The sequence below is a fragment of the Oceanobacillus limi genome, assembly GCF_900111445.1.
GTDB lineage: Bacteria > Bacillota > Bacilli > Bacillales > Amphibacillaceae > Ornithinibacillus > Ornithinibacillus limi.
Genome location: NZ_FOHE01000010.1, coordinates 50,024 through 62,674, shown reverse-complemented (window position 1 = coordinate 62,674; position 12,651 = coordinate 50,024). Strand labels below are relative to the sequence as shown.

The 12,651-nt window shown below is 35.5% G+C and carries 15 protein-coding genes; 12 read left to right on the top strand and 3 right to left on the bottom strand.

All coding sequences use genetic code 11. The features are described from left to right. Positions 1-249: 249 nt before the first annotated feature. The 4 genes from BMX40_RS11810 (at position 250) to BMX40_RS11795 (ending at position 3,221) form a co-directional block, all read left to right on the top strand. Positions 250-735: an ArsR/SmtB family transcription factor gene (locus BMX40_RS11810; protein WP_090870133.1), complete on the top strand. Its 486-nt coding sequence runs from the start codon at positions 250-252 to the stop codon at positions 733-735. Further along, entirely contained in the window at positions 736-2,001 is a 1,266-nt protein-coding gene (locus BMX40_RS11805; protein WP_244513507.1) for an MFS transporter, read from the top strand. 312 nt (positions 2,002-2,313) lie between these two features. After that, on the top strand, positions 2,314-2,649 hold the full coding sequence (locus tag BMX40_RS11800) for a hypothetical protein (protein ID WP_090870131.1): 336 nt from the start codon (positions 2,314-2,316) through the stop codon (positions 2,647-2,649). Positions 2,650-3,002: 353 nt separating this feature from the next. After that, a complete protein-coding gene (locus tag BMX40_RS11795) occupies positions 3,003-3,221 on the top strand; it encodes a DUF2187 family protein (protein WP_090870129.1) in 219 nt (72 codons plus the stop codon). 84 nt (positions 3,222-3,305) lie between these two features. Here BMX40_RS11795 and BMX40_RS11790 read toward each other — a convergent pair whose 3' ends face one another. After that, entirely contained in the window at positions 3,306-3,497 is a 192-nt protein-coding gene (locus tag BMX40_RS11790) for a YbxH family protein (RefSeq protein WP_090870127.1), read from the bottom strand. Positions 3,498-3,765: 268 nt separating this feature from the next. On the opposite strand from BMX40_RS11790, the gene BMX40_RS11785 reads away from it, so the two are divergent. Continuing rightward, positions 3,766-4,902 (top strand): L,D-transpeptidase family protein, encoded by a 1,137-nt coding sequence (locus BMX40_RS11785; protein ID WP_170840767.1) that lies wholly within the window; start codon positions 3,766-3,768, stop codon positions 4,900-4,902. Positions 4,903-4,948: 46 nt separating this feature from the next. On the opposite strand, the gene BMX40_RS11780 is transcribed toward BMX40_RS11785, so the two are convergent. Together BMX40_RS11780 and BMX40_RS11775 are read right to left on the bottom strand one after the other, a co-directional pair. Further along, positions 4,949-6,865, bottom strand: a complete 1,917-nt coding sequence (locus BMX40_RS11780; RefSeq protein WP_090870123.1) for a vWA domain-containing protein — start codon at positions 6,863-6,865, stop codon at positions 4,949-4,951. Positions 6,866-6,880: 15 nt separating this feature from the next. Further along, the gene (locus BMX40_RS11775; protein ID WP_090870121.1) at positions 6,881-7,756 is read right to left on the bottom strand and encodes an ATP-binding protein; all 876 of its coding nucleotides are present in this window, start codon (positions 7,754-7,756) and stop codon (positions 6,881-6,883) included. Positions 7,757-8,051: 295 nt separating this feature from the next. Here BMX40_RS11775 and BMX40_RS11770 point away from each other — a divergent pair, with 295 nt between their 5' ends. The 7 genes from BMX40_RS11770 to BMX40_RS11740 all read left to right on the top strand — a co-directional run bounded on the left by BMX40_RS11770 (position 8,052) and on the right by BMX40_RS11740 (position 12,517). Continuing rightward, entirely contained in the window at positions 8,052-8,771 is a 720-nt protein-coding gene (locus BMX40_RS11770) for a Na-translocating system protein MpsC family protein (protein ID WP_090870119.1), read from the top strand. Between the two features lie 315 nt (positions 8,772-9,086). After that, the gene (locus BMX40_RS11765; RefSeq protein WP_090870117.1) at positions 9,087-9,329 is read left to right on the top strand and encodes a hypothetical protein; all 243 of its coding nucleotides are present in this window, start codon (positions 9,087-9,089) and stop codon (positions 9,327-9,329) included. Positions 9,330-9,430: 101 nt separating this feature from the next. Continuing rightward, positions 9,431-10,123: an N-acetylmuramoyl-L-alanine amidase gene (locus BMX40_RS11760; protein WP_090870115.1), complete on the top strand. Its 693-nt coding sequence runs from the start codon at positions 9,431-9,433 to the stop codon at positions 10,121-10,123. 88 nt (positions 10,124-10,211) lie between these two features. Beyond that, on the top strand, positions 10,212-10,487 hold the full coding sequence (locus BMX40_RS11755; RefSeq protein WP_090870113.1) for a GNAT family N-acetyltransferase: 276 nt from the start codon (positions 10,212-10,214) through the stop codon (positions 10,485-10,487). 163 nt (positions 10,488-10,650) lie between these two features. Further along, positions 10,651-11,079 (top strand): transposase, encoded by a 429-nt coding sequence (locus BMX40_RS11750; RefSeq protein WP_090870111.1) that lies wholly within the window; start codon positions 10,651-10,653, stop codon positions 11,077-11,079. Positions 11,080-11,366: 287 nt separating this feature from the next. Then, entirely contained in the window at positions 11,367-11,597 is a 231-nt protein-coding gene (locus BMX40_RS11745) for an excisionase family DNA-binding protein (protein ID WP_090870109.1), read from the top strand. Between the two features lie 29 nt (positions 11,598-11,626). Then, the gene (locus BMX40_RS11740; RefSeq protein ID WP_090870107.1) at positions 11,627-12,517 is read left to right on the top strand and encodes an RluA family pseudouridine synthase; all 891 of its coding nucleotides are present in this window, start codon (positions 11,627-11,629) and stop codon (positions 12,515-12,517) included. Positions 12,518-12,651: the final 134 nt, after the last annotated feature.

Here is a 12,651-nt window from a genome sequence, read left to right as displayed (position 1 = left end):
GAACACAATTCCGGACTGGATCCTATAATGGTTCAGTCTTTTTGTTTGACCATTATTACCTGCTCTTTTATTAATTCATTCGCAACAACCTGAGATACTAAATTTATCTTTAATACATATTTTAAAAAATCAGAATTTACTATTGCAATTTGGGAATCCAAATCGTATAATGTTAATTAATAATTAATTTGGATTTACAAATCGATTTACAAATATAAATTATTTAAAATAATATTGGAAGGTGATTAAATGGACTGGAATCATAAGAGTGGCAAAGAAATGATGGAAATTAATTGGGAGCAACAAAAGGTGCTATCCAATCCCCTAAGGTCAAGATTGGTAGCTTTGCTTTATGAACAACCCATGACACCCAAACAAGTGGCCGATTTATTAGGTAAAAACCCTGGTACGGTTTACTATCATATTCAGCAGCTTGTAAAGCACGATATTCTTGAAGTGGAAAGCATTAACACCGAGAAGGGAATTGTAGAAAAATATTACAAAGCTAAAGCTAATTTATTTAAGAATCCAGAGCAAGTATCTCCACCAGGGCACGTTGACGGTAGAACTACTAATATTTATTTGTCTAAAAAACTTGTGAATCAGTTAAGCGGAGAGTTGGAGGAGCTTTTCTTTAAATATGGACATTTATCTTATAAAGAAAAGGATAGTGAGGAACAATTTCCATACTCTATAGAATTTCTTATAAAAGAATTTAATGAGGAGGAGAATTAAATGATGAAAAATATAAAACCATTTATGTTGGAAAGAAACTTTTTGATATTAATGTTCGGTGTTTTTGTTAATGGATTAGGAAGTGGTATTTACTTAGTTGCGGGGATGTTGCTTGTATTAAATTTAAGTGGAAGTGTTTTTTATTCTGGACTTGCAATGTTTGCAATATCTTCAGCGAGTGTACTGTCGTTTTTAATTGCTCCATTAGCTAACTATGCTAAATATAAACATGGGCTGGTATATAGTAACCTTGCAAAAGCAGCCATTTTATTTACAATTCCAATATTAAACTACACGGTTGGATTACATGTTTGGTATGTCATTAGTTTGTTATTTATCGTTGCTTTATTTACGCAATATACGTATCCAATTGAATCAACCATACTACCTATAATTGTAGGTGAAGATAATGTGCTTGAGGCGAATTCGTGTTTACAAACAATTCGAGAAGCTATGGACATAGCTTTTATTGCCGGAGCAGGGATTATCGTAACAATTATTGGTACAGTTCCAGCTATCTCCATTTTTGCAATCTGTATACTACTCGTGAGCCTCTTATATGCATTTTTCAATTTCCAACAACCAGATATCACCAAAGAAAAGGGTCAGTCTATTGGTTCTGCTTCTAAAAAATATTTTATAGATCTTAAAGCGGGTTTTAACTATATTAAAAATTCATTAATTCCTAAAATGATTTATTCTATCGTCTTTATTAACATTGCCATGGTTATCATGACAACAAATTTACCTGCATTTTCTCTTATTAAAAGTAATGGTGTAGAAGCTGTATATGGATTTTACCTAGCTTCCCTGTCACTTGGAATAATGATTGGTACAATTATTACTCCTAAATTAAAGCACTTAGATTTTGGTAAGATAATTATAGTTTCATATATAGGCACAGGTATTATGTGGATTGGTACTGCAACGTTACCTTTAGTTCCATCAATCATATTATATTCTACCGGTGCAATTTCTATTGGAATACTTAACATTCTTGTCTTTTCATCCATACAGAAACAGGTAGAGACAGCGTATGTAGGAAGAGTGATTACTTTGTTAACTAGTGCTGCAGCTCTAGGAATGCCCGTAGGTTCTCTAATTGGTGGTATATTAGGCGAAACATTTGCAGCTGAAATCTCTGTTTTGATCTGTGGTATTTCGATGATTATCTTCAGCATTTTTTGGTTAAGTAGTTCTGTTTTACGTAAACTTCCTGAAATTGATCGTGTAAAACTGTTTCGTGATCGAAGGGTTAGGGTGTAATGTGATAATAAATTAATGGTAATTAGAGAATTGTAACCAAACGCTAGAGGAGATTTTGAAAGGAGTAATTTGATTTCACAAAAGTGTTTAAGGCTTGAATTATAATCAGAAAATTGTTGTTTTTTGTTGAAGGGTGATATAACATAGTATTCGTAGAGGATACATAATAGGGAAGCTAGATGTTTAGCGGAAATTATATCTCCCCATAAAAACATATACTCAGATTCAATTTTGGTTCAAGTTGTTTAGTAGTCCCACGTTAACTATAGTTAAGTTAAATCATCATATCACGAAACAGGAGGGAAATAAGAAATGAGAATTACACCAGACAATACCCAGTTTGCAGCATATAGTCGTTTAACAATTTCAGCTCATTTACGAAATCAATTACAAAATGGAGAAAGCTTAGGAGGTCAACCAAAAGATATTTCTTTTGCTGAATTTCAACAATATCTTAAGGAGGACAAAGTAGTTGATCAAGAAAAGGCTAGAGAAATGTCTGCTTTCCACCGAAATGCTCTAGAAGCTCAATTGCATTATACGAGCAACCCACAGCGCACCTTAGAAGTAAAAGAAATAATGGAAAAAGCATTTTCTTTAGGATTAGTAGATGAGGACGAAACGTTAATAAATCAATCGGATCAATAAATAAAATATCTAAAGATGTTCACATCTTTCAAAGGACATAAGGTCAATATATAACGATAAGACTCTGATTTCGTGAAGAAGTATCCGAATTTAGGGTCTTTTCCAGTTAATCTCTATTGCATGAAGTAATGAAAATGAATGATTGTAGTTTATACCACTTATTATTAAGTCAACAGTGTCCGTTCCGATAATTTCAACTGGTTGCAATATTGAATATAAATTTATCTGTTGGTTTACAATATTTCACATGATAAAATAACACAGGATAGTTTACAAAGATAGAAAAACTCTCCGTATGAAATCATCTACTTAATATACACTAAAAATGCTATTGTTAAAAAGGAGAGAGAAGTATGGCAGACGAAAATGTAGTAGAAGAAAACAAGGCTCCGGTTAATAAGGCTGACGAAGGAGATATAATCGAGGTAGTTAAAGGTGAATACAAGGGTGAATTAGGTAAGGTTTTAATGGTTCGTGAAAATTCGGTTATTATTAATATCGGAGAGAACAAAAAAACCGGAGAACCAATCAAGACTGTTGTTAACCATAAAAATTACAAACAAGTTAAGTAGGTATTTAGGTGAGAGGAGCAAGTAATTTCCTCTCACCTTTTTTATTAGGAAAATTATGGATTTCCCATACAAGGACTACCTAACTTATATTCCATGCTCTTCACAGTAGTCTTCGACAAGTTCCTCAATTTTAGCTGGTTCGGGATATTTTCCTGAGAAAGAGAATGTGACTTCTTCCACAAATGCCCCTTTGTGATAAACATGGATTGCTCCGTTTTGTTGAATCACACTATACTCGGGTTCAAATCGATAACCATTTCGTTCAATGGCACCCATTTTCATCAACTCCATCATTCGACTTTTTTTATTAGTATGACACCAAAGTGAAAAAATACCCAACACTCCGGTTGTTCTTTTTTAGGAACAAATAACTATAAATTTTATAGTGCAATGGATGTGGAATTTTATGGTTTCGCTTATATTTGTAGTTAAAATGATGCTATTTAACAAATGATAAGTACTATTTTGACAAAAAGTGATGTTTTTTTCACACTATTCCGTTATAATGTTAATGTTCTTAATCAAGTACGAAGAGGTGTGGGTATTGTCAGAAGGAAATAATGAAAATTTCTATCTTCCGAGGTCAAAGCGACATAAGAGGCAGAGGAATAACTTCATGATCTTTTTGCTCTTCTTGTTGATTGCTTTGCTTGGAATAGTGCTTTGGTATGTGATACAAATGGATGAAATAGGGCGGTCATTACCAAGTCACGCAGAAAGCTCCATAAAAGAGCCAAAGAAAAAACAAGGAATACTAGAGGAAGTGGAGACATTAAATCTTACTACTATTTCAGATCAAAAGCGAAAGGAAGAAAACGGAAAAAAGGAAGCTAATTCTAGTGAGAAAAATGAAGAAGTTACGGAACAACAACAAACTACTCCAATTGATAAAGAAATTTCAGCCGATTATGTTTTAGAGCATACGGTAAAGGAAGGCGAGACGTTATACAGTATTACGATGTTGTATTTTTCGGATAGTAGCTATCAGGAACAGATTAAGCTTTATAATAATATTACAAATCCTGCTAAAGAGATCCAAGTAGGAATGCAGCTGAATATACCAGATCCTGACTATATGATCGAGCATACCATCAAGCAGGGAGAGTCTCTAATAGGAATCAGTAGAAAATATTACAATACAGATGCCTATACGGGAGCTTTAGCAAAATATAATGACCTTCAGAATCCGGATCATTTGCCATTTGGCACTGCTATACATATCCCTAGTCCTTCCTTGTTAGAAAAAGATGTACCTGTCCAAGGATCACGCAAATCTAGCGAAGCATCGGTGGAAACATCATCCTTTTCTATTCGTATAAATAAAAAAACAAATCAGCTAACGGTATTTCAAAATGGGGATGAGGTTAGGAGTTTCTCTGTTGGAACAGGGAAGGATGTTTCCATGACGCCAGAAGGGGACTTTAATGTCGTCAATAAAATTGAGGAACCGTGGTACAGTTCCAAAGGGATTCCAGGAGGTCATCCTGATAATCCATTAGGAAGTAGATGGATTGGACTTAATGTCCCTGGAACAGACGGAACGGTATATGGAATCCATGGCACAAATGATCCTACATCCATTGGTGGGCATGTTAGTTTAGGTTGTATTCGAATGCTCAACGAAGATGTCGAATGGCTTTATAATCAAATCCCAATCGGAACCCCAGTCACAATCGAATAAAAAAGGTGCCAGGCACTTGTCAATTTTTGACAAGTGCCTGGCACCTTTATAGACTTTTTAGTAGTAGTTTTTTTAGTAGTGGTGCGAAGTGTTCGGGTAATTCGGCGACGCTTGGGATCATCAGCCTTTCTCGTCCATAGATGTTCCTCATGGTTAGGTCTTCGTGCTCTTGAACCTCTCCATCTGCCAGGAACATGCCGACTACATCAATACCTCTTTTACGTGCTTCAGCTACTGCTTCATTCGTATCAACAACCCCATTTTGTTCATAATTCGAAGCAGCTGGTTCGCCGTCAGAGAATACCAATAAAAACTTATTCTTTTCTCTACGACTTTGTAATTCTTTTGTCGCGACGCGAATGCTAAATCCATCACGATTATCCTCTTCCGGTTCTAGTTGCATGATCTTAGGACCATTATCTTCATAAAAAGAGTCGGAAAATGCGTGGATTCGATGAAAATAATTAGGTTGATACCCTTCTTTTACTGCGTTGGCATCCTCCCAAAATCCGGTAATCGAGTGAGGAATTTTTAATTCATTTAGTACTTCGTGAAATAATACGATTCCTTTTTTTGTCTCTTCCATCTTATTGTGCATGGATGCGGAGCAGTCAACGAGAAGGGAGAATACCGCATCTATTTCATTGGATTCATTGTTTTTCTTATAGAAAATTCTTCGATCATTATCAACTACAATTGGTAATAGCTTTCTAGACAGTCGACCAAATAATAAGTCTTTACGGGGAGAGTTCTTCTTATGCTCTAACGTTTTTTGAATTGTTTTTGAAAGCTTGCGTTTATAAGCTTCGATGTCATACGTGTATTCCGCATACAATTGCACATCCTCTGCGGAAGGCTTATTAGCAACCTTATCCATTTTAACGGCATCTCTATTTTCTTCACCATAAGGTACTTCCTTTTGTTCCTGTCCTTGATTGGATTCCTTTTTTTCCATAGATTCCATTTTTGAGTAGTCATTTTGTTTGCTCTCACCTGATGCACCTTGGATGGAAGCCATTGCTTGATCGCCTTCCTCCGTTTCTCTCGCTCCATCACCGATAAGACTTGTCTTTGTACCTTGTTCTAATTCAAATTGTAAAAAGGTTTGATTGCCATCTCCGTTTTTATTTTCGCGATGCCATGTGGAAAACTTCTCATCGATATATTCACTTTTTTCTTGATCAACCTCTTCAAAATCGTCATTTGATAACGGGTCTGTTCGCGTAAGTTCGTCAAAAAGTGTATTTCTTGTATAGTTTTCCATATGAACAATTGGGAAGATGAAATATTCATTAAATGTATCCTTGTAATCAGGATCAACCTGGAAAACAATTTGGGTTGCTAAGTTGGTGATATCAGCTGTTGTTTTTGCCTCAAAGACCGAATAAAGGGTTGGCTTTAATCTTTCTAGCTTTTCCAATTGTCGTTCATTCGCTTTTGGAAATCGTGGGTCTGGAACATCTGATAAGATTAATAAATAAATCAGACAAAATAATTCATCTGTGGAATAGCTTCGGTTTACATTCGTAGCCAATTGACTTTCAAAGTATTGTTTATGATAGCTTCTACGTGTGGCAAAAGCTCTTTTGGTACCTGGGCGTTCTTTTTTAATAATTTCTTCTAAGCGAATATCCTCTAAAATAGCGACCAATTGAGAAGCGAATTTGGAAATAGAAACTTCTTGAATTTCTTCTCGATAGTTTTTCATCGCAGGGATATTCGTATATTTGAGTGTTCCAATGGCTCGCAAAAAGATATCTGTCTTTAGTCCAGCCTCCTTGATGTCTTGTTTTGTATTATCCCAAAAGGAGCGACTTGCAGTTATTTTATGCTCCACGACATCAATAAAGGAACCGTAGTTGTATTCAAAAGCAATTTCAGGATCACTAGACAATACGGTTGATAGATCTTGCAATTGTAGGAATAGGTTCGTATCAACTCGTTTATCATTAAATTGAAACATTACGAATTCTCCTATCTAGAAAAGCGTCTCTGTTAAATTTTGAACAAATTCTCTTTCGCGCGCTTCATCTAACTTATCGGCAATAGATCGCTGAATCGCCCGTTTTGCTGGAATAAGTGCACTTAAGTCACATGCATCTAGTAATGCTCGAATAGATGCCGCATCTTCCGATAGTTTCCCTTGAGAAACAGCATGAATAAGGTCACTTGATAGGGTGACAAATAAATCAATCATGGAATCATCCGTTAAATTCGTATTGGAACGGATCAGATTTCGTAATTGATCGCCTTCAATATATGGTACTTCAATGACAACGAATCGGTTCTTTAATGCTTCATTAAGGGGAACGGTTCCTACATAACCTTCATTAATAGCTGCAATGACGTTAAATCCATCTTCTGCGGTTACGATTTCGTTTGTAAATGGATTTGTGATCGTTCTGCGGTAATCCAGCACGCCATTAATAAGTGGCAACGTTTCTGGTTTTGCCATATTTACTTCATCAATATATAAAAAATTTCCGTGTTTCATGGAATTGATGACTGGTCCAGGAATGAATTCAATTACTTGTTTTTCCCCTTCATAAGTCAATGTTTTAAACCCTAATAGGCTTTCTGCATCCAAATCAACGGAACAGTTTACACTAAACATTGGTTGGTTGAATAACTGAGATAAGGATTCAGCGAATTTTGTTTTTCCCGCGCCAGTTGGTCCTTTAAGTAAAACGTTTTTCCCCATACTTAATGCAGAGATCGCATCGACTAGTAAATCCATATTCGGTGGAACATAGCCACCGCCTCTTATTAAATCCGTAAATGAATCATTCGTCTTTCTTCTTCTCGATTCTAATATATCAACAATATTTTCTGGTAATGGGTAGTGTGGTTTCATGTTGTAAAACTCCTTTCTTAACACATTGTAATCCTCTTTGACAGGAATCTCAAAAAATTGTTATTGGAAATGTATTGTCAAACGTGCTAATTATAAATGGAGTTTAGATACGATGATGTGATATACCTCATTCGTTAATATTGTAGATTAGGAATTTAAAGATTTTAAATAGTATGAAGAAATTGGCAGGGAATATTTTTCTCTTATTTTGTTGATAATCTTATTATTAGGTATTAAAATGAAAACTCGGATAAAAGAAAACAATGCTTTTATCTATAGAAAAAGGATGTTACGTTTGGAAACGGAACAAATTCAAAAAGAACTAGCGAGTTACATAGGTAAACTATTAAGAGATAATTTTGGTCGAGGACCGGAAACGGTATTTGTATCCGTGAAGCAACCATTTATAACGGTATATTTACGAAAGTTTTTATCACCGATGGAAAAAGTGCTTATGAGTGAAAAACAAGAAAGCTTTGTACAATCTTCTAGGGATATTCTAATGAAAAGTTTAATCCCAGAAATTAAAGCCTATATGAAGTTACTAACTGCCTGCGAGATTGAAGAATTCTACTATGATTGGAATCTTCAAAATCAATCGGGAATGTTTGTGGCAATTTGTCCTGAATCAGCGAAGTTAGACCAGCTTGCAACCTTAGATTATCCAGGAAAACAAGAGGTTCATGAGGAGATTAATAATGTTAGTCAGCAGGCGCAAAAAGTTCCTGAAGAAGTCGTTTCGATTAAACTAAATGAACGAACAATTGTAGTTATTCGAACGGGTATCTTTGTAACAATTGAACGAGAATTTATTCGTATGGGCCAGACAGAAGTATTACGAACCGCTAAAAGGCGGGTAGAAAAACGCCTATTACATAATAGTACACGGATGGAATCCATTCTTGATGCGAAAATAGATGATTCATTTACAGCTTGGGATTTTGAACGTGATAAAAGTGTCATTTTGTTCATTATCAACCCAAATCAAAAAGGTAGCAATGTGCTAGATAAATAAGCTAGCCATAAGCCAAAAAGTAGGAAGCTTTAACGCTCCTCTTTTTGGCTTTTTTATTTTGCAGATGAAAGAATAAAAATTTGGTTTTGTTAAGCTTACATACAGCAATAACGAAGCATGACGAATACTCCATTAAAATCGTCACTTTGCCTGGCAATATGGAGCCACCTGGCATGGCCAGGTGCAAAAGGTTTTCGGTTTGGCGAGTAATCGCCGTCCCAGTTCGTACGTCGCTAAACGGGCGCTTGCGCTTTTGTTCTTTTGGGTATAGAGAGATAGAGAGAAAAATAGAAGTATAAAGGGAGAAGTAGTAGGGTGAAACGTAGAAATTTTTATGACAAAATATCAAATGAACTATTAGGATGTTTTTATTGTTATATACAGGATAAAATTGAACAAGGTGTTCATTTAAAAACAATGAACTTTGAAAATCACTTAATAGAGGAAGTGGCCAAAAAGCGGGGGATTTCCTTAATTGAACTGCGAATTATTGGTTATTGGTTTATTCAAAAAGAGAAAAACTTAACAAAAGATAATGTCAATCGACCTAAGAAATAATTGGTAGTACGAAAAATAGGATCAAGACTCGAAAGCAATGTTGTTTTTTCACTCCATGTATGGTATAAAAACGCTACAATGGATAGAAATGAGGACACATTTTGAAGCGCAACGTATTTTATCTTATTTTATGCTGTGTGGGGATTGTTGCATTTTTGTTTATTCATCATTTAAGGAGTGAATCATCCTCAATCACGGTGAAAGATGTAGAAGAAAGTCAACAAGAGGAACGTTTTAAAGCAGAAGTAAATGAAATCTTGCTGCCACTTGAAAACTCTGAATTTCGATTAGAACCTGTCACACATGTAGTGATTCATTATATGAGTAATGCGGTAGAAAAACCGCATGATCCTTATAAATTAGAGGACATTTATTCTATATTTTTAGCAAGTGGATTGTCTTCCCACTATGTTATTGATCGAAAAGGTAATATCTATCAGCTTGTTGCAGAAGAACGCATTGCTTATCATGCTGGGGCTGGAAGGTTAACAACTGTACCTAATTATGAAGATAAGCTGAATGATTATTCTATTGGAATTGAATTGCTAGCAATTGGAACAAAAGATGAAATGAAACCACTTATAGATGAACAGACCTATGAGGTTATACCGTCTCAATCTATTGGCTTTACAGAGGATCAATATCAATCATTAAAGGAGCTACTAGATGACATACAAGTAAGACATCCTGACGTTCACTTAAACAGAGACCATATCGTTGGACATGATGAATATGCCCCAAAGCGAAAAAATGACCCTGGTTCATTGTTTGACTGGGATAAGCTTGGATTTTAAGAGCGAAATCTCTCTTTTCGTTATATGCAAAAGTGAAAAATGATTTATGTTATACTTATTGTAGAAAACGGTATTAGGAGGAAGTAAGATGACGGCAATTCATAGAGGAAACGGTAAATTTTATGTTGGAGAAAACGAACAAGAACCGTCAGCAGAAATCACCTTTACACAGGAAAATGATTCTACTATTCGAGTAGACCATACGTATGTATCTGATCAGCTTCGTGGACAAGGCATGGCCGGTAAGCTTGTGGCAGAAGTTGTATCTTATGCTAGAGAAGAAGGGAAGAAAATTAGGCCAGAGTGCTCGTACGCAAAAAATAAATTAGAGAAAACCTCCGAGTATCATGATGTATTAGTATAATAAAGTGTATCGACTTAATAGACAAGAATACCACTTTCAATCATTGAAGTGGGCTTCCTGTCTATTTTTATTATTCGTGTTTTGTAATGAATGTGTAATGCCCCGTATTGTAAAATCTGCTTGAAACGAAGAGTAGATTATTGCAACTTGGAGGGATGAGGTTATGGAAAAGGAGAAAAAACTCTATAGCCGCTATAGCAAGGAAGTAAAGCTAGAGGCAATACGTCGTGTGCTAGAAGAAGAAGAGCCAGTTCAGCAAGTCATTGAAGATTTGGGGATTAGACATCGGGATAATGTATATGAATGGATAAAAAAATATAAATCTCAAGGAGTGGCTGCTTTTGATCGGAAAATTTTGGGCAGCTCAACAGAATGTGAAATTCTTCAGTTAAGAGCCGAGGTAGCTGCACTTAGAAAGTATATCGAGATCGTTGTACAAGGGGAAGAAGAAAAATATCAAGCGGTTGATGAACTAAAAGATGCCTATCCGCTTGAAATGCTGTGTAAAGCATTAAATATTTCAGTTAGTGGGTATATGCAATACAAAAAGCTCCATAATCCAGTAAGTCCAGATTTTTATCTTCATCGATAAAGTTCTGTATTTGAAAAAAAGCTGTCATGAGTATGGCAGCTTCTTCATTTACAAATATTATTGAATAGAAATTTGTTTGGGAGTTAGAGAGTAAGAAGTTTGTAACTGGTAAAATCTAAATATAGATCATTCTATATTAGATGTTTTTGAAGCGGGTACTCTATAGGAATGTTATATGTGTGATTTTATAAACGAATGCTGTATAATTTTCCTAGTGATGAACTTATGATGAAAATTTTGAACGGAAGAATTTAACGGTAGTATGGAAAGATAAAGGGGTTTTACATATGTATTTATCAATTGATGAAACAGCAGAATATCTTTCAATGGAAGCTACGAAAGTAAGTGCACTCGTTCTTCAAGGACGGATACGGGCCATCCATGATGGAGAGCAATACTTAATTAATAAAGACCAATTCACAACACATTTTGACCAAGTTGAAAAGTATAGAAAACTAATTCAAGAATATTTAAGTGAACCAATACCAGAGGATATTGATGTAAACGACGAGGATTGAAGGATCTTACCAAAGGAGAAGTTATTCATATGCAAAAACACGCAAACAAGAAAAATTCACTTGTTTATACCGTAGAGGAAGAGACGGAATTATTACCGTTTCTGTTAAAAGTGATGCCAAATCGAAGCCGTAATTCGGTGAAGTCAATTTTAACACGTGGACAAGTAACGGTGGACGATCATTTGGAAACGAAGCACAATTATCCATTAAAAGCCGGACAACAAATTATGGTTTTAAAAAATAAAGCAGCCATTAAACAGGACCAATTGATTGGGATGTCGATTCTATATGAAGATGATGATATTATCGTTATTAACAAAGAAGCGGGGCTCCTTTCGATTGCTACGAAAAAGGAAAAGCAGCAAACGGCACATAACCAATTAATGGAGTATGTACGCCAACAGCACCCACAAAATCGGATCTTTGTCGTGCACCGACTGGATAAGGAGACATCCGGGGTGATGATGTTTGCAAAGCGTGAAGAGGTAAAACGTAAACTACAGGATAATTGGAAACGAATTGTAAAAGAACGTACATACGTGGCCTTAGTAGAAGGAAAGGTTGAAAAACCAAAAGACACCATTGTTTCTTGGTTAAAAGAAACAAAAACCCATCTCATGTACTCCACAGAAGATAACCAAGGGCAAAAAGCAATAACGCATTATAAGGTTATTCAATCCAATCAGGATTTCTCATTGGTAGAGGTTCAGCTGGAGACAGGGAGGAAAAATCAAATTCGGGTCCATATGAATGATTTAGGTCACCCAATCGTTGGAGACAAGAAATATGGTGCTAAAACGAATGCCCTAAGACGATTAGGATTACATGCGAAAATACTATCCTTTCACCATCCAACAACTAGGAAATTATTATTATTTAAAGCAGATGTCCCAACTTCATTTATAAAAAAATCAAAGTGATAGCCCTTGGAAAGTCCGAACACGCTTCTCAATTCTTAAAATAGAATTGAAAACGGTTTGGACTTTTCTTTTGGCTGTTCATTAATGGGGATCGGGGAGGCATCGCGGTAGATTAGCGGTAGAAACGAGAGGAA